General features: G+C 40.3%; 16 protein-coding genes. 9 read left to right on the top strand and 7 right to left on the bottom strand.

Features of this window, described 5'->3' with window-relative positions; genetic code table 11:
• Nucleotides 1–11 precede the first annotated feature (11 nt).
• Both VB713_RS08210 and VB713_RS08205 read right to left on the bottom strand, forming a co-directional pair.
• Nucleotides 12–176, bottom strand: a complete 165-nt coding sequence (locus VB713_RS08210) for a hypothetical protein (protein WP_323311073.1) — start codon at nt 174–176, stop codon at nt 12–14.
• Between the two features lie 155 nt (nt 177–331).
• Nucleotides 332–604, bottom strand: coding sequence for a hypothetical protein (locus tag VB713_RS08205; RefSeq protein WP_323311072.1), 273 nt, complete (start codon nt 602–604; stop codon nt 332–334).
• Nucleotides 605–746: 142 nt separating this feature from the next.
• Between VB713_RS08205 and VB713_RS08200 the strand changes: the two genes are divergently transcribed.
• Nucleotides 747–1,781, top strand: coding sequence for an ATP-binding protein (locus tag VB713_RS08200; RefSeq protein ID WP_323311071.1), 1,035 nt, complete (start codon nt 747–749; stop codon nt 1,779–1,781).
• A gap of 91 nt (nt 1,782–1,872) precedes the next feature.
• Here VB713_RS08200 and lpxD read toward each other — a convergent pair whose 3' ends face one another.
• On the bottom strand, nt 1,873–2,919 hold the full coding sequence (lpxD, locus tag VB713_RS08195; RefSeq protein ID WP_323311075.1) for a UDP-3-O-(3-hydroxymyristoyl)glucosamine N-acyltransferase: 1,047 nt from the start codon (nt 2,917–2,919) through the stop codon (nt 1,873–1,875).
• 195 nt (nt 2,920–3,114) lie between these two features.
• Between lpxD and VB713_RS08190 the strand changes: the two genes are divergently transcribed.
• Together VB713_RS08190 and VB713_RS08185 are read left to right on the top strand one after the other, a co-directional pair.
• On the top strand, nt 3,115–3,342 hold the full coding sequence (locus tag VB713_RS08190) for a FitA-like ribbon-helix-helix domain-containing protein (RefSeq protein WP_323311070.1): 228 nt from the start codon (nt 3,115–3,117) through the stop codon (nt 3,340–3,342).
• The gene (locus VB713_RS08185) at nt 3,342–3,734 is read left to right on the top strand and encodes a type II toxin-antitoxin system VapC family toxin (RefSeq protein ID WP_323311069.1); all 393 of its coding nucleotides are present in this window, start codon (nt 3,342–3,344) and stop codon (nt 3,732–3,734) included. Before VB713_RS08190 ends, VB713_RS08185 begins: the two co-directional genes overlap by 1 nt.
• 327 nt (nt 3,735–4,061) lie before the next feature.
• Here VB713_RS08185 and VB713_RS08180 read toward each other — a convergent pair whose 3' ends face one another.
• A complete protein-coding gene (locus tag VB713_RS08180) occupies nt 4,062–5,306 on the bottom strand; it encodes an NAD(P)/FAD-dependent oxidoreductase (RefSeq protein ID WP_323311068.1) in 1,245 nt (414 codons plus the stop codon).
• A 541-nt stretch (nt 5,307–5,847) separates the two neighbouring features.
• Between VB713_RS08180 and VB713_RS08175 the strand changes: the two genes are divergently transcribed.
• Entirely contained in the window at nt 5,848–6,453 is a 606-nt protein-coding gene (locus VB713_RS08175; RefSeq protein WP_323311067.1) for a DUF4360 domain-containing protein, read from the top strand.
• Nucleotides 6,454–6,615: 162 nt separating this feature from the next.
• Here the strand turns inward: VB713_RS08175 and VB713_RS08170 are convergent, their stop codons facing one another.
• Complete coding sequence (locus tag VB713_RS08170) at nt 6,616–6,810, bottom strand: hypothetical protein (protein WP_323311066.1); 195 nt, start codon at nt 6,808–6,810, stop codon at nt 6,616–6,618.
• A 466-nt stretch (nt 6,811–7,276) separates the two neighbouring features.
• On the opposite strand from VB713_RS08170, the gene VB713_RS08165 reads away from it, so the two are divergent.
• Nucleotides 7,277–7,834 (top strand): SRPBCC family protein, encoded by a 558-nt coding sequence (locus VB713_RS08165; RefSeq protein WP_323311065.1) that lies wholly within the window; start codon nt 7,277–7,279, stop codon nt 7,832–7,834.
• 5 nt (nt 7,835–7,839) lie between these two features.
• Nucleotides 7,840–8,415 carry a DUF924 family protein gene (locus VB713_RS08160; protein ID WP_323311064.1) on the top strand — a complete coding sequence of 192 codons (576 nt, stop codon included), beginning with the start codon at nt 7,840–7,842 and terminating at the stop codon, nt 8,413–8,415.
• An 81-nt stretch (nt 8,416–8,496) separates the two neighbouring features.
• Here VB713_RS08160 and VB713_RS08155 read toward each other — a convergent pair whose 3' ends face one another.
• Together VB713_RS08155 and clpB are read right to left on the bottom strand one after the other, a co-directional pair.
• Nucleotides 8,497–8,724 (bottom strand): Nif11-like leader peptide family natural product precursor, encoded by a 228-nt coding sequence (locus tag VB713_RS08155; RefSeq protein ID WP_323311063.1) that lies wholly within the window; start codon nt 8,722–8,724, stop codon nt 8,497–8,499.
• Nucleotides 8,725–8,989: 265 nt separating this feature from the next.
• Nucleotides 8,990–11,608 carry an ATP-dependent chaperone ClpB gene (clpB, locus tag VB713_RS08150; protein ID WP_323311062.1) on the bottom strand — a complete coding sequence of 873 codons (2,619 nt, stop codon included), beginning with the start codon at nt 11,606–11,608 and terminating at the stop codon, nt 8,990–8,992.
• 488 nt (nt 11,609–12,096) lie between these two features.
• Between clpB and gshA the strand changes: the two genes are divergently transcribed.
• The 3 genes from gshA to VB713_RS08135 all read left to right on the top strand — a co-directional run bounded on the left by gshA (nt 12,097) and on the right by VB713_RS08135 (nt 17,073).
• The gene (gene gshA, locus VB713_RS08145) at nt 12,097–13,236 is read left to right on the top strand and encodes a glutamate--cysteine ligase (RefSeq protein ID WP_323311061.1); all 1,140 of its coding nucleotides are present in this window, start codon (nt 12,097–12,099) and stop codon (nt 13,234–13,236) included.
• 312 nt (nt 13,237–13,548) lie between these two features.
• Nucleotides 13,549–14,016: a tRNA (cytidine(34)-2'-O)-methyltransferase gene (locus VB713_RS08140; RefSeq protein WP_323311074.1), complete on the top strand. Its 468-nt coding sequence runs from the start codon at nt 13,549–13,551 to the stop codon at nt 14,014–14,016.
• A 720-nt stretch (nt 14,017–14,736) separates the two neighbouring features.
• Nucleotides 14,737–17,073, top strand: coding sequence for a peptidoglycan DD-metalloendopeptidase family protein (locus VB713_RS08135; protein ID WP_323311060.1), 2,337 nt, complete (start codon nt 14,737–14,739; stop codon nt 17,071–17,073).
• Nucleotides 17,074–17,133: the final 60 nt, after the last annotated feature.

The following is a 17,133-nucleotide window of genomic DNA, read 5'->3' as shown; positions in this document are numbered from 1 at the left end:
ATTTTCTCAAATTATTGCCACATCTCATCTTCAACCCCCTTGTCACCCGTTAAGGGTTTATCCATATCTTCTCGCACTAACCGCAAGGCAAATTCAATTACCTCCAGTCGTTCCACATTCGGCATTTGCTTGATTGCTTCTAAAACTTGAGTTTTTATCATATTTTTTAGAATCATTAGTTTTTCAGAAGAGGATGGCGAATTTAGTGCAATTTATCATTTATTCTTATTCTTACCAGTAATAGCCTTTCTAAAACTAAAATCAATCTTTTTTCTCGTCCTACTCCTTGAATATCTATATTGAACTTGAAGCCCAACTATAGTTTCATTTATCACTCTATCGTCCTAAACAATGTACCACCAGCCGCATAGACGGCATTAAACCCAATTCTTTCTGTCCAAAGTGCTGCATCTGCTTGTTTGGTTCGTAGCCGCAAACTTGTTGTCAGTAAATCATCACCTATTTCATATTCGCCAGTCTCAACATTGATTGAGATAATTTTGCCGATATTTTCTGGTGTTTCTACTTGAGAACGAATGCTATTTTCATAGAGTTCTTTGCCACGTTGGGTAATTTCGTCATCGCTAAGTTTGGGTTTGGACATACATTAATATCCTCTCTGGTTTACATAACTTAAATATAATTATGAGGGACAGGGGATTGGGTTATGATTTGCAATGTACCATATCAATATAGTACAATAGTACTGAAGTGATTAAAAATTACTATTTTTACTGAGAGGCGTTATGAAAGCAGAGCTTCTCAAGAGATTGTTTAGAGCGATCGCTAGTTCAGACCAAGAAGCGATTGATAAACTCACATACGTAGTTATAGAGGAAGAACGCAGTAGGGGACATACACTCCTAGCTGACCAATTAGAGAATATTACTAAAAAGAGCCAAAAAGAAAGGTCTACCAAGCTTAATAAACAAGTTTCTTCTCTACAAGACGCTACACGAACAGCACCAGGAAACTTACAAGCTTTAACTGAATTACCAACCAGTAAGCGGTTTAATCTTCCTTTGGTGACAATCATACCAAGGGATCAATTGCGGCATCACATGGTACTGCCCGAAAATATCGAGAAACGTTTCTGCCGAATTGAGCGTGAATATGCAGCGAGAGATAGACTGGCTCATCATGGACTACGTTACAGGCAAAAAATTCTTCTATATGGACCTCCAGGCTGTGGAAAGACGCTAGGAGCAGAGCGTTTAGCCTGGAATACTGGTTTACCACTTTTGAAAGTTCGGTTTGATGCAATGGTGTCGTCTTTTTTAGGCGAAACAGCGAGTAATTTGAGACTTGTATTTGAGGATGCTGCAAAAAGTCCATGTTTGTTATTTCTTGATGAATGTGATTCGATTGCTAAAACACGAGAAGATTCTCAAGAAGTGGGAGAAATTAAGCGAGTAGTAAATACATTTTTGCAAATTTTGGATGAGTTTCAACCTTCTTCTGGGCTGATGGTAGCGGCTACGAATTTGAATAAATCGTTGGATACTGCCCTGTGGAGAAGATTTGATGATTTGATTGCAGTACCCAAACCCGGAGAACAAGAGCTAGAATTTATACTAAAGGAAACACTATCTGCTATTGAAGTGGGATCTATCAACTGGCCAAGAATTATTGAGCAGATGAAAGATTTTTCTGCGGCTCAAGCTGTGAGGGTTGCACAAGATGCGGCTAAACGAGCAATCCTGGAGCGAGAGGGGTTAGTGATTCAGGAACACTTAGAAGAAGCGATCGCTCTTATTACTCCCTTCCCAGCGCAAAATTAGACATTAATTGAGCAAAAAATCAGTCTGTTCTGGGGTTAACTCTATGTCTATTCCTTGAGTGGGGAGGGAGTATCCAAGTTATAATCAGTGTTTACTTTTGTCCTAATTGACGCTGCAACTGTTTCAAAGATTGATATAAATCTGGCAAGCGGTGATAAACAGCAGATACTTTGAGATATAGTTTGTGTGGCATTGCTGGACTACCAGAAACAATCTCTCCCGGTGCGATATTATTGTGAATGCCGGCTTGAGCAGATGCGATCGCACCATCTCCCATTCTGACTTTATTGGTAATCCCTACTTGTCCGGCTAAAATTACCCGATTTCCAATCTTCGCTCCTCCAGCCATACCTACTTGACCTGCGATCGCACAACCAGAACCAATTTCACATCCATGTCCTATCTGCACTAAGTTGTCAATTTTGGTATTGCGTCCAACTCTGGTTTCTCCCACTGCGGGACGATCAATCGCAGAGTTACAACCCACTTCTACTCCATCTTCTAAAACTGTATAACCGGATTGTTCCATTTTTAACCAACCTGTGCGGGTGGGAACGAAGCCAAAACCCTCTGCACCGATCACAGCACCGCTATGAATTACGCAGTCTGCACCGATAATGCTACGTTCCTGAATGGTACAGTTAGCGTGTAAGGTAGTGCGATCGCCTATTTTCACATCTGGATAAACCACCACATTGGGATGAATGATTGCACCATTACCAATTTCTACCCCTGATTCAATCACAACATGAGCGCCAATATAGACATTATCACCGACTTTAGCTGTGGAGTGAATGACTGCACTAGGGTGAATATCTGGACTTGGACGATATGGTTGATAAAAAAGAGCGATCGCTTTGGCAAATAAAAATCTTGGTTCGGGAGTTGCTAACCATGCGATACCCTTTTCTGTGGCTTGCTGCTGTAATTGTTCATTTACAGGCAAAATTAAAGCACTAGCACTCGTAGAATTAATTAAAGAGGCAAATTTTCTCCCTTCCACATAACTGATATTACCCTTTTTAGCTTCATCAATAGCTGCTACTCCAGTAATTTCTGGGTTTTGGTTGGGCTGACTAGTAATACTGTGGGAAGTAACTGTGTCTGCTAATTGGCTGAGAATTTCACTAAATTTCATTATTGGATCATATATTTTCATTTGCTTTTTATTTATCACATTTTGCTCAGTTACTGTACATTCGCTCATTTTTAACCTGCAAATCCTAATTAAACTCTACAAGGCTTGTAATCCAGGCGATTAATCAAATGCCATCAAAGTGCTATCATTTAGGTAATGACTCGGTAGTAGACCAGTACTAGCAAAGGAGGCAGTATGGCAACAATTACCATTGGCAATATATCTGATGAGTTGCTTGATCGCATTAAACGCTTGGCGGCACAAAAAGGGGTTTCGATGGAGCAAGAGGTCAGCGATTTGTTGCAAAAATGCTATGGACAACGACGGAATGAAGTGCTTGATCGTATTCGTCAACGGGTGGAGGCATTACCGACGGAAACAGAAAGTCAAGTGCAGTCGTGGAAATTAGCAGGACGACCTTGATGGTAATTGATACAATGGTGTTTGCCTATGCTTTATTGCGCGTAGAAGACAGGTATGAACAGGCGATCGCTGCTTTAGAAAGTGTAGATCAAATTGTGGTGCCTGATTCGTTGTTTGCTGAGTTGGGCAATGTGATTTGGCAATGGATACAATTTCGACAACTACCGTTGCAAATGGGACTAGATGCCATGCAAGATGCCGAGGCATTGGTTGATGTCATGATTTCCAGTTCTCAAATTCGATATCTGGCTCTAAAACTAGCAGTCGAGGCAAGTCATTCGTTCTACGATACGTTATTCGTAGCAGCAGCACTTCAATCTGATACTCAGGTGCTGACTTATGATCGGAAACTGGGTGCTAAGTTTGGTGATCGGGTTCTATTGCTGGAATAGGTGAAAAATTACAAAATGAGGAGAATGCAGAAAAACAAGCGATCGCTCATTTTTAACCTGCAAATCCTAATTAGGGCTTGATGAATAAAGCTGAAATCGTTTATTGATAAGGATTTCGGAAATTTTGATCACAATAAAGTGCAAGGTTTTGGCTGATGGTGTCTCAAAACAGGTGCATTTTTCCTGAGCGAATCTGGGAAACTGAGGAGATGCAAATGGCTGAAACTGTTCCCTGTTCCCTGTTCCCTGCCCTCACAGATAACTTTTTCAGCAAACCCTAATTAAACTCTACAAGGCTTGTAATATAGGCGATTCCAGCCATATTCTTTACTTCTGAACTTCTTCAATCCCCATTCCTCTTCCAGCTAAGTAGCCAGTTGTCCAAGCACTTTGGAAGTTAAAGCCACCAGTGATACCATCAATATCCAAGATTTCCCCAGCAAAGTATAAACCCGGAACTAGCTTACTTTCCATTGTTTTAAAGTTAACTTCTTTGAGGCTAACCCCACCACAGGTAACGAATTCTTCTTTAAAAGCACCTTTACCGCTAATTAAATATTCTCCCTGAGAAATTTCTTGAACTAGCTGATTTAAGGTTTTGTTAGAAATACCTGCCCAACGGTCTTCTGTGGTTATCTCTGCACGGCTGATCAGATATTGCCAGAGACGGTGAGGTAAGTCTACACCTCGATGGAGTGCGATCGCTTTTTTGCCCCATTCCTCTTTGACATCTAACAGCTTTTGTCTAACTTCTTCTTGTTGTAAGTTTGGCAACCAATTAATGAATAATTTACATTGATAGCGGTTTTGATTAAGAACTCTCGCACCCCAAGCGGAAAGTTTCAGGACAGCGGGACCACTTAAACCCCAATGGGTAATTAACAAGGGGCCAGTTTGTTGTAATTGGTTTTTGCCTGCAATTGATAATCGCAGATTTACTGGATTAACGCTAATTCCAGCTAATGCTCGCAATTGAGGATCAGGAATGTTGAAGGTAAATAAGGAGGGAACTGCGGGTTCGATGTGATGACCTAATTCTCTGGCGATTTTATAACCTATAATGCTGCTGCCTGTGGCTAAGAGCAAGCGATGGCAATATTTAGTTTCTCCCGACTTGAAAATAATTTCAAACCCTTCATTTTGTCGGTTTACAGAAATTACAGGTGTACCAATACTCAGTTCTAACTTAGCAGTAAAGGCAGCTTTAATCAGACATTCAGCTATAGTTTCGGCACGATCTGTAATGGGGAACATCCGCCCATCAGCTTCAGTCTTCAAATTTACACCATGAGCCACAAACCAGGCTACGGTGTCTAGAGGTTGAAAACGAGTAAAAGCACCCCGCAAGGCTTTTCCACCCCTGGGATAATTGAGGACTAGCTCTTCTGGGGAAAAACAGGCATGAGTGACATTACAGCGTCCCCCACCAGAAATTAGCACTTTTGCCAAAGGTTGACGGCTGGCTTCGATTAACGTAACTTGGGCGTGGGGATTAGCTTCGGCACAAGCGATCGCACCAAAAAATCCCGCAGCCCCACCACCAATAACGACAATTTTTAACGGTAATACCATTTTAGATTTTAGATTTTAGAAGACTTACTACATCAGCTTTGCAGTTTTACCATCTTTTTATTTCTTCATGTTAAATTAATCAGATTTTTTCTTATTAATCCTTCCTTAAAATTTCAATTCAATTAGTTCGCATATACTATCTTATATGCATTTCAGTGAATTCCAAAAAATAAATTATCCTATTTAACCGAATCAAAATGACTTTTTCGCTCCCTATCCTAAAAACTATGGGATATTGTTTTATTTGGCAGTCTCTTATTATAAACACGTTAAGTTTGTTTGCTAATTTGGTTTGTTCGGAACCAAATTGATCCTCATATCAGTCTTGATTCTCAAGAGGTTATGGAAAATTTTTTCATTTTCTAATTTAGTTTACTAGGAACAAAACACATCCTCATATCAGTCTTAATTCTCAAGAGGTTGTTGAAAATTTTAGTTTTCTAATTTGGTTCCAAACAAGCCAAATTAATCCTCATATCAGTCTTGATTTTCACGAAGTTGTTTATAACAACTTTGGTTAAAAACTGTGGAATTTAAAATTATGAATTACCAAAATTTCAAGAATACATCTCTCAAATTTATCCAAGTTTTTCTGGCTGCATCTACACTAATGACAGCTGCTGTCGGACCTGCCTTTGCTAACGAAACAGTGACAATTTTAGGGGCAGAATATGGTGGTAACGGTTGTCCTGAAGGGTCTGCTAGTGTCAACGTTAGTCCCGATGGACAAGAGTTAAGTATTCTCTTTGATCAGTTTATAGCTCTAGGCAATAAATCATCAGAGAGACGCAAAAGCTGCAACATGAGCATTCCCATTAAAGTACCTCAAGGCTTTCAAATTTCCTTCTACGATGCTGATTATCGGGGTTATGTTGCTCCTTCTACAACTGGGAGACTAAGATCGGAGTACTTTTTTGCTGGTCAGCGTGGCCCTGTCTTTTCTAGAACATTTAGAGGTGAAACTGACTACAATGTTCGAGATAAATTAGCAACTGTGGGTAATATATGGTCACGTTGCGGAGATAGTGTAAATATGCGGGTGAATGCGGCAATGATCGCTAGTGGTCAAGGTATGGCAACGGTTGACTCCTTTGATCTAGCTCATCGTGGTTTGGTTTATCACATTAAATATCGAAGTTGTCGATAAATAATGTTTATTCCCTGCTTTGAAAAGCAGGGAGTATCAATCCTTATTTTGGTATAGCTTTGGGATTAAATTTTTTTACCTCATTTACCTGCAATATGCTGTAAATATATTTTTAGCAAGACGCAGACGCGAACAAACGAAAAGTATTTAATTTAATAAATATCAAACACGCCACCATCTCCTTTGAAGAGAATTTAAAATCCCTAGTGCGATCGCTGTCAAGAACAATAGCAAAATCACACCACCAGGAATAAAAGTCAGGATTCCCAAGCCTCTGAGTACCCAAATGGCTATTCCCATACCCAGAAGGATGCCCAGTATTTGGGTTAATTTGCGATTTATGGAAGATTGATTCACCCTATTTTCCTCTCAATTTCAGTTAAATTTACAGCTACAGCAGAATTCAGGAGTCAGAAGTTCAGGAGTTCAGGAGGTAGGAGTAAAACTGGCTTTGTGTACAGGTTTCAATTTAGACTTTGTACCTCATAACTACGTAAACTGCTGTATACTCAAGACCAAGCATGAAAATGCTTAAATACAAGGATTGCAAGTTGAGACATCAATCATGTTTGTCATTCTAGCTGTTATTTACGCAATTTTTCATCTACGCATCTGCTACGGCTGTAATTAACGCAAATGCTAAGTAATATTAAGATATATTTTTCTAGTCGTTTTTAGTCAAAATAAACTTATATGAAATCATTTCCAGAAAGTCTCCAAATTTAATGTAATTAGAATGGAGTGGGTGAAATCTATTAAACCTGATGATTTCCAGTTTCACAGCTTGGTTCAGTCTGTTCATTGAGGAGTGATGAGAATAACTATGTCTGCGTTTAATATCTCAGACTCAACTACAAAAGGCTCAAATATGTTATGGAGTCAAGACAAGCAAAAATTGCTGTTACAGGGTGAAATTTTGCTGGAAACGCGATCGCATACTACCTGGGGTGGTGCTGTCACCGCGTGGATGTATTTACCCTTAGTCCGCTCCAATGTATGGCAGCAAATTACTGACTACCCACGTTGGGTACAATATTTTCCTGATATCACTAAAAGCGAAATTACATCTAAAGGCGACGGAAAATTTCTGTATCAAGCAGCACAAAAAGCATTTTTATTTTTTACAGCCCAAGTTGAAATTTACCTGAACGTCGTTGAAGTCATAGGTCAACAAATTCAATTTAAGATGGAAAAAGGCAGTTTTGAAGACTTTCATGCCAATTTAGACCTGAAAGATTGGGGTAATGGCACATTGATAGCTTATTCTGTCCAAGCAACACCTCATATTCCCATTCCTTCAATTTTCATTCAACAAGCAATGAGTTTGGAATTACCTATAAATATGCGTAAAATGCGACAAGTGCTTTGTAATAATCAATAAAAGCAATGTCAAAGGCAATAGCTATTTTGGAATTTTGGTTTGGTCATCCTGATGAATCAGATTACGGTAAACCTCAACAATTTTGGTTTCACAAACAACCAGAGATTGATGCAGAAATCCGCACCCTGTTTCTTGAAGATTACCAAAAAGCAGCAACGGGATATTTAGCCGATTGGATAAATACACCCGAAACCTGTCTAGCTTTGATATTATTGCTAGATCAATTTCCCCGAAATATGTTTCGTGATACCCCAGAAGCCTTTGCAACTGACTGGGAAGCACTCTCAGCAGCACAACAAGCAGTTGCACAAGGTTATGACCGGGAATTATTGCCTGTACAACGCTGGTTTATTTACTTACCCTTTGAACACAGTGAAAATTTAGATCATCAGCGTCAATGTGTGAAGCTATTTCAGCAACTTAGTCACGATTCTGATAGTATTATTGCGATTGAGTCTGCTTTTGAGCATATGAAAATAATTTCCCATTTTGGGCGCTTTCCTCATCGTAACCAAATTTTGGGACGTGTCTCTACCCCAGAGGAAGAAGAGTTTTTACAGCAGCCTGGTTCATCTTTTTAGAATGCTTAGTAAATAGGTAAGTGGGTAGGGTGAGTACTGAGTGTAAACCCACTCACTTCCTTAACAAGAACAGAAGTACTATTACGAATTACGAATTAATCTGACCGGCTCACTTGTAAATAATAATTCCTCTAATTCACCTTCAGTAAAACTGTAGCCAAGATTAGCGGCAAAATTGACAATTTTTGCTTTATCCCAATGACAACTGTCAAAAATTCCTCTTTGACAGCAACTGTGATGGTATAATTCATAAAGGGTCATCTCTGAACTCAACATTTCGTAAAAACTTTCAACTTGTTCTAAAGACATATACACGCATAGTTTATATTTTTCTCTTACTCAAAAATACCTTGATTGAGAGTACATTCTAGTTAATTATTTTGATGAGTAAAAAATTTTAATTTGCCAAAAATATAAAAATATTAATAGACATCTACCGAATTTAAATATGCATTATCCAGAATCTTAGATGCAATAGAATTGATAGTGGGGAAACCCCACTTCTACAGGTTATGCGATTTACTGACTGTATCTCACTCAATTGCATACCGCCAGTAAACCGACTATTTTGAAACTAGCTGGTGAATACCTCAACGGGTAAACGACTAAACGAAAGACGTTCGTTCTGCACATCAACAAAGATGGTATCACCATCATTAAATTCACCCCGCAAGATGGCTTTGGCAATTTGGGTTTCTAACTCCCGCTGAATTGCCCGTTTTAATGGTCTTGCTCCAAACACCGGATCATATCCTACTTCAGATAAAAAGTCAAGAGCAGAATCGGATAATCGCAGGGATATTTTTCTGTCGCTTAATCTTTCTCTGAGTCTATCTACTTGTAACTGGACAATTTCTCGTAATTCCGATTTTTGTAAACTGTGGAAGATGATAAATTCATCAACTCGGTTGAGGAACTCAGGACGGAAGCTACTCCGCATTGCTTCCATGACTCGATGACGCATTTCATCATAACGGGAATCATCGCCAGATACATCTAAAATGTACTGCGAACCGATATTACTAGTCATGATGATAATACAATTCTTAAAGTCTATTGTCCGACCTTGGGCATCAGTAACGCGACCATCATCCAGAATTTGCAGGAAAACATTAAATACATCAGGGTGTGCTTTCTCTATTTCGTCGAATAGAATCACCGAATAAGGACGACGACGAATTGCTTCTGTTAATTGTCCTCCTTCTTCGTAACCCACATATCCGGGAGACGCACCAATTAACCGCGAAACGGTGTGTTTCTCCATATATTCTGACATATCAATCCGCACTAAAGATTCTTCGGTGTCGAACATATATGCAGCCAGGACTTTAGCTAATTCGGTTTTACCTACACCGGTGGGACCGAGGAAAATAAAACTAGCTATGGGGCGGTTAGGGTCAGAAAGTCCAGCGCGAGAACGTTGAATTGCATCTGCTACTGCTGTGACTGCTTCCGCTTGGCCGACGATACGGTGATGAAGTTCATCTTCTAATTGCAGAAGTTTTTCTTTTTCCGATTCTACCAATTTGCTGATGGGAATTCCTGTCCACTTAGAAATAATTTCGGCGATATCAGATTCGGTAACTTCTTCTCGTAGTAGAGATTTACCACTTCCTTGAGTATTTGTCAGTTCACCTTCTGCTGCTTCTAACTTACGGTGTAAATCGGTTAATGTACCATATTTCAATTCAGCAGCACGATTTAGATTATAGTCACGTTCTGCTTGCTGAATTTCGAGGTTAACTTTTTCAATCTCTTTTTTAACGGATTGAATTTTGTCGATGATGTCTTTTTCTGATTGCCATTGTGTACTCAAAGTTCTTTGTTCTTCTTTGAAATCGGCAAGTTCTTTTTCGAGTCTTTCGAGGCGTTCTCTAGAAGCAGCATCACTTTCTTTTTTTAGTGATAACCTTTCCATTTCCAACTGTAAAATCTTGCGGTCGATTTCATCCAGTTCTTCGGGTTTGGAGGTAATTTCCATTTTCAGCCTGGCTGCGGCTTCGTCTACTAGGTCGATGGCTTTGTCTGGTAAAAAGCGATCGCTAATATAACGACTCGATAATGTCGCAGCTGCAACCAAGGCAATATCAGAAATCTTGACCCCGTGGTGGTTTTCATACCGTTCTCGCAAACCACGCAAAATCGAAACAGTATCTTCTACACTTGGTTGATCTACATAAACTTGTTGAAAGCGTCTTTCTAAAGCCGCATCTTTTTCGATATGTTTGCGATATTCATCTAAAGTTGTTGCCCCGATGCAACGCAACTCTCCCCGCGCTAACATTGGTTTTAACAAATTACCTGCATCCATTGTACCTTGGTTTGCACCTGTACCGACAACAGTATGAATTTCATCAATAAATAAAACAATATTACCACCAGAATCGGTAACTTCTTTTAATACTGCTTTCAGGCGTTCTTCAAATTCACCCCGTAATTTTGCTCCCGCAATTAAAGCTCCCATGTCTAAGCTAATTAATGTCCGATCTTTCAGAGATTGGGGAACATCTCCAGCAACTATCCGCTGTGCTAAACCTTCAGCTATGGCTGTTTTACCTACACCAGGTTCACCGATTAATACGGGGTTATTTTTAGTCCGACGAGAGAGAATTTGAATGGTGCGGCGAATTTCTTCATCACGACCAATGACTGGATCTAATTGACCTTTCCGGGCAGCATCTGTTAAATCACGCCCATATTTTTCTAGTGCTTGATATTTTCCTTCTGGACTTTGGTCTGTCACTTTTTGACTCCCTCTAATTTGTTTAATAATATTTTTTAGTTTGTTTTCATCTAAATCGAATTCTTGGCATAGAGCTTTACCAAAGCGATCATCCTTGGCATAACTTAATAATATGTGTTCAACTGAAATATATTCGTCTTTAAATTCCTGGCGATATTTTTCTGCCTGGTCTAGTAGTGTATCTAAACTGCGTCCTAAATATACAGAACTACTGCTACCTGACACTTTCGGTTGCCGGACAATAAACTGCTCGGTGCGATCGCGCACTTTTACTAAATTTGCACCTGCTTTAGTAAAAATAGCACTAGCTAATCCATCTTGTTCCAGCAGTGCTTTCATCAAGTGTTCGCTTTCTAGCTGCTGCTGCTGGTATTGCTTGGCGACATCGGGAGTATGAGCGATCGCTTCCCAGGCTTTTTCTGTAAATTGGTTTGGATTAGTTGGTTGCATAGATTTTGATATAAATTACTCCATATACACAGAGCTTTGATTCCTTATAGAACTATTGTAAAAACAGGAAAGCTCTTACCTGGATCGGTCTTCACATCTTGATAAGGTAGTATTATCAGGACAGAAGTTAGGAAAAGCAAAAATTTCTACTCTCAAGTTTCTTAACTTCTATAAGTTTTTTCAATATGGATTTAACCAAAATATGTATTTTCAGGCTTATTGAGAAAAATATCTAATCTATTCTCAATAATCTTGAAAGATATTATCAATAATTTACGAGTTTTCGTCTTTTGGGCGATTGATATTGACCTATTAATTTCTTGTGATATTATTAGTGTATAATTTGCGAGTAGGTATGAAAAATTTTAAAAGCAGCTAAATAAGATAATTACAAGGATACCTATACTATTCTGCACGATCATCCTTGATGCAGAAATTCGTCTAATTAGATACAATTTATTCAAATTAGGAGAGCCTAGGAGAATAAATTGGTCTTAACTAAAGGCTTTGAGATTGAGATGTATACTGGTACACCTCAAGGTGAAATCGTCGGACTCTCCGACCAAATCATCACAGATGTAGATGGGTTTATGCGGGAGCCAGATAGCCGCAACGTAGAATACATAACTAATCCATCTACTAATTATGAAAATCAATTATGTGGTTTGTTGCGTCCTCGGCGGACATTGCGTAAATATTTGCAGGGTTTAGGCGATTACACCTTAATCCCAGGAAGTACCTTATCCTTGGGTGGGAGCGATCGCTTTTACCGTTCTGACCCCACCAACCCATATCATGACTACATTGAGCAAACCTACGGCACAAAAGTAGTCACAGCCAGCGTACACATCAATGTTGGTATCAGTGACCCAGAAATTTTAATGCGTGCCTGTCGAATTATCCGGCTGGAAGCACCTCTATTTTTAGCCCTCAGTGCCTCCTCTCCTTTCCTAAATAGTCAAGCCACAGGCTATCATTCCACCCGTTGGGGACTTTTCCCCCAAACCCCCCCTCATGTCCCTTTATTTGCCAGTCACGCCGATCATATTCAATGGGTAGAAGCACAACTAGCTGCCGGAACAATGCAAAATGTTAGGCATTTGTGGACATCGGTGCGGCCAAATGGCGATCGCCGCCCTTATGATCTAAATCGTTTAGAACTGCGAATTTGCGATTTAGTTACAGACCCTATTTCCTTATTAGCAATAACAGCTTTACTAGAAGCGCGATTGTTACAAATCATTGACAATCCCAGCATCGATCCTTTAACCCAAAGCAGCTTATCTCCTGAAGAACTCATCACATTAACTGCTAAAAACGAAATGGCAGCAGCCACAGCCAGTCTTGATGCCCAATTGCAACATTGGCAAGATGGTAGGACTATTCTCGCCAGAGATTGGATTTCCCAGATATATCAAGACGTTTGGGCAATAGCTAAACAAAAAGGCTTTAGTTGTTTTCTCTCGCCTTTACAGAAAATTCTCCGCGAAGGTAACGAAGCCCAACAGTGGTTACAGTTACACAAAGTTGGTTTTGATGCCCAGCGTGTCATTAACCAAGCAATTGTAGCTACCCAAGAACGGGAACAGGAACTAGAAAACAAACTCTGTTCGTCTTTATTGACTTAGGGAATAGGTGACAGAGAAAAAGCAGGGAGCAGGGAGCAGGGAGCAGGGAGCAGGGGAGAAGAGTTTTTCCTAATGACCAATGACCAATGACCAATGACCAATGACCAATGACCAATGCCCAATTACCAATTACCAATTACCAATTACCCATTAGTAATTACCCAAATTCCCAACTTTTTTCGTTTTAAAATTCTAATCTTTCGTGACAACTTCAGACCTATTAACAAAACCTATAGGTCGCCGATATCTGTCATTAGGTAGATTTTCTAATTACAATACAGTGTTCTATAGAATTCTTAATATTACGTGACCATGCCGCAGGTAGTCTTAGTTAACCCACAAATTCCCCCCAATACAGGCAATATTGCTCGTACTTGCGCCGCTACAGGCACAGAACTGCATTTAGTCGGACCTTTAGGATTTGAAATTAGCGATCGCTACCTCAAAAGAGCAGGTTTAGATTACTGGCCTTATGTCAAGCTGCACAATCACGAATCTCTAGAAGCATTCAAAATCATTCATCAGCAGCGTGGAGGCAGATTGTTAGGCTTTAGCGTCAGAGGTAGCATCAACTATCTAAATTGTCAATTTCAAGCTGATGATTGGCTGTTATTTGGTAGTGAAACTACTGGTCTATCTGCAACCGTTCTCTCCCAGTGTGACTCCATTCTCCACATACCCATGACTGAACCTGGAGTTCGCAGTTTGAACTTATCTGTAAGTGTGGCCATCAGCTTATTTGAGTCCCGCCGTCAGTTAGGTTATTTACAATACTGCTAACCAGTACAGCAAATTTCAGGTAAATGAGGCATAAAATTTGAGAACAAAGTCTTATATCAAGGGACTTTCAACCCTATTCCCTATTTCTTATTCCCTGTCCCTTGTTGTATATAAGAAATTTGTATATAAACTTTGATTTTACGTCAATTGTCAATGATAGATTTTAGTGAACTCAAATTCTATTTGGCAAAGGGACAAAATCATCAAAAACCTTAACAGGAGAGCATCTTGACTATTTGTATTTTCAGACACAATCAAATACCTCAAAAGTTGCTGCGAGTTTGTACGGTTGTTTTTTAGGGAATAAACCGCGTAAAGTCTCGTGTTGATAAGACTGATTGGATAAAAAAACCTAGAAAATATCAACAGCAGGAACATCGTTTTTTCAGAAATCACAGCAGAGCAAATGCTAACAGCGATCGTGGATTCAGCAAAATCATCTCTAAATCCCCGCTTACAGAAGCAAAATCGGCATAGATAACTGTCAACAGCGAGCAGTCCTGGACTTTATGAAGAGTGGTAATAGACAAGTCAACACGAAAATTTTAAGGTTTACTAACAAGTATGAACTTGTCTAAATCAGAGAAGCAGGTTAATCTTGCGTAAGTATCTCTGGTGAATGTGATCTTGATATGTCGTTTAATGTGATCTAAATCATTGATTAGTATCCAACTGAAAAATCAAGGTCTATTGAACGCTAGTGATCATAGGAGGTCGTCTTTGAAACGAGCATTGAAAAAGAGAGTGAAGGCTGTGTTGAACAATACCCCTAACAGCGATGGTGTCCCGGTAGTGCAGTTAAATGAGACTAATCACAAACCAAACCGCCGAGCGGGAACCAAGGCCGCAATGATTGGCTTGGCAATCTCAATGGGCGCAACCAGCCTTTTGGTGACTCGACAAAGCGATCAAGCCCAAGCAGCCGCTCCTGTTGGCAGTCAAAAAGCAGCCTCAACAATTCCAGCTGCTTCTGACAATGAGATCAAATTTACAGCCACAAAGCTGGAGTCCCAAGCCGTCTCATCAGCGAGCGTGCCTGAAAATCCTGTCATCTTGGAACCAACAGCAGTTTCGCAAGTGCCTGGGCTTGAAGCTAAATGGCCAGTTGCAGCCAAGGAAATGGCTGTGCAAATTTCTCCACTAGAAATCGACCAAAATGCAGTCTACTTACAACCCCAAATGGGGCAGGGATTAGATAGCAATTCAGCTCAATCCAGATTACAAGCAGATAAATATCTGCCGGAAACAGGACAACAATTTACTCGAAATCAGGGCGTTGCTGGCAGTCAAACCACAGATATCACTGTGGCAGCAGCAAACACAGTCAGTAATGACGTTAATGCACAACTGAAAGCGCAGCAAGAATTTGCTCTGAATCGTTTACAAGAAAAATCGAACCGTTTAAGAAATAGTCTGGCGGAGTTGCGGTCTGAGGAGACCCAAAACTTATCACAAGCTGGTATTGAGATAGCACAACCAACCACTGTAGCTGATAACACATTGGCAGCGCGGTCGGAAAAATTCAGAGATGCCCAACAAACCAGCCTGATATCAAAATTAAAACAGGAGAAACAAACAAGTGAGGCAGAGCAGAAGGTAACAAAACCTGCACTAGCCGCACCCAAAGTTATCGCCCAATCAGCTCTAAAAACCTACGAAGTTAAACCCGGAGATACATTAGCAGAAATTGCTAATAATTACGGTACTTCAGTCTCAGAACTAGTCAAAGCTAATAATCTAGAAGATCCTAATCAGCTGCAAATCAGCCAACAACTGATTATTCCTGGTGCTAGAGCAGGACGTAGCAGTTTTGACCAGGCAACTGTACCAACTAGTCCTACTTTCATCCAATCTGGAAGTAATACCACAGTTGCTAATTATCCTGTGAACAAACCTAATTTAGAAGCCAATCTACCTCAGGTATCACAGTCATTAGCAGTTGGCAACAAAAGCAGTGTTACTATCCCAGTAGTTCAAGAAAATCAGCTGCGGGTAAATACTCCTGCTATCACCAGTAGAGTCTCTATACCTGTACCAGTAGCTGAGGATAATCAGCTTCAGAACCCAGCTACTGAAATCAAAGCAGCTTCTGATGGTATTGGTGGCGATACTCCACTCAGCTATAGTGTTGCTGAAGCGCGAACGGCTAAAAGACAACCTCAAAAGGTAGTTAAGGCCAAAGGTAACGAGCGTCTCCGTAGCTTACAAGCTGAAATTGAGAGACTACGCGAAAAATACCGCGCTCAAGAGTCTGGAATAGTTATCTCCTCAGTTTCTGAAAATGGTAATGCCGGAATTCCCATTTCTGTTGAAAATGCGAATGAATTGCAGCCTTTTCAGGTGAATTCACGACTGAATGCGATCGCAATACCAGTACCTAAACCAATTCTGCCCAGCTACAGTGGAAAACCTGTTCAGCCCCCATTCCGTGCTGCTCGTATCACTAACGAGCCAATTAACCCAGAATTTCTCCGAAATCAAACAGCTTTTGCTGGCAGTTCTTCTCGGAACTCAAGTGGTATTAAATTGGTAGTTCCTCCCGCAGGTACAATCAATACTGATTCCTTAGGTAAATTGCGAGGAAGTAGAGTATCTCCAGCTTTGCCACCTTTGGCCGCAGTGGATATATACTTACCAAGATCTGTTGACCAAAATTCTAATTCTTCCACAACAGCTTATATCTGGCCAGCCAAAGGCGTACTGACCTCTGGCTATGGCTGGCGTTGGGGGAGAATGCACAGGGGTATTGATATTGCAAACTCCACTGGTACACCAATTTACGCCTCTGCTCCTGGTGTTGTCGAAAAGGCAGGCTGGAATAATGGTGGTTATGGCAATTTAGTCGAGATTCGCCATGCTGATGGCAGCAAGACTCGTTATGCTCACAACAGCCGGATTTTAGTACAAGCAGGTCAATCAGTAGAACAAGGGCAAACAATTGCTGCGATGGGTAGCACTGGTTTTAGTACTGGGCCTCACAGCCATTTTGAAGTTCATCCAGCAGGTAAGGGTGCAGTGAACCCAATTGCTTTCATGCCTCCAAAGGATCGTTTGTAATGCCTAACTGGTTTTAACTCAAGTATTGCCTTGTTTTTTGAGGGGGGATAAACTCCCTCT

It is taken from the genome of Anabaena cylindrica UHCC 0172, from assembly GCF_034931625.1.
Classification (GTDB): domain Bacteria; phylum Cyanobacteriota; class Cyanobacteriia; order Cyanobacteriales; family Nostocaceae; genus Anabaena; species Anabaena cylindrica_A.
The sequence above is the reverse complement of the archived record's forward strand: the minus strand, read 5'-3'. Positions and strand labels throughout refer to the sequence as shown.

Excerpts from the sequence above, each read along its gene's own strand:
- VB713_RS08210 (WP_323311073.1), bottom strand. The coding sequence starts at position 176 with ATGATTCTAAAAAATATGATAAAAACTCAAGTTTTAGAAGCAATCAAG.
- VB713_RS08205 (WP_323311072.1), bottom strand. The coding sequence starts at position 604 with ATGTCCAAACCCAAACTTAGCGATGACGAAATTACCCAACGTGGCAAA.
- VB713_RS08200 (WP_323311071.1), top strand. The coding sequence starts at position 747 with ATGAAAGCAGAGCTTCTCAAGAGATTGTTTAGAGCGATCGCTAGTTCA.
- lpxD (WP_323311075.1), bottom strand. The coding sequence starts at position 2,919 with ATGAAATTTAGTGAAATTCTCAGCCAATTAGCAGACACAGTTACTTCC.
- VB713_RS08190 (WP_323311070.1), top strand. The coding sequence starts at position 3,115 with ATGGCAACAATTACCATTGGCAATATATCTGATGAGTTGCTTGATCGC.
- VB713_RS08185 (WP_323311069.1), top strand. The coding sequence starts at position 3,342 with ATGGTAATTGATACAATGGTGTTTGCCTATGCTTTATTGCGCGTAGAA.
- VB713_RS08180 (WP_323311068.1), bottom strand. The coding sequence starts at position 5,306 with ATGGTATTACCGTTAAAAATTGTCGTTATTGGTGGTGGGGCTGCGGGA.
- VB713_RS08175 (WP_323311067.1), top strand. The coding sequence starts at position 5,848 with ATGAATTACCAAAATTTCAAGAATACATCTCTCAAATTTATCCAAGTT.
- VB713_RS08165 (WP_323311065.1), top strand. The coding sequence starts at position 7,277 with ATGTCTGCGTTTAATATCTCAGACTCAACTACAAAAGGCTCAAATATG.
- VB713_RS08160 (WP_323311064.1), top strand. The coding sequence starts at position 7,840 with ATGTCAAAGGCAATAGCTATTTTGGAATTTTGGTTTGGTCATCCTGAT.
- VB713_RS08155 (WP_323311063.1), bottom strand. The coding sequence starts at position 8,724 with ATGTCTTTAGAACAAGTTGAAAGTTTTTACGAAATGTTGAGTTCAGAG.
- clpB (WP_323311062.1), bottom strand. The coding sequence starts at position 11,608 with ATGCAACCAACTAATCCAAACCAATTTACAGAAAAAGCCTGGGAAGCG.
- VB713_RS08140 (WP_323311074.1), top strand. The coding sequence starts at position 13,549 with ATGCCGCAGGTAGTCTTAGTTAACCCACAAATTCCCCCCAATACAGGC.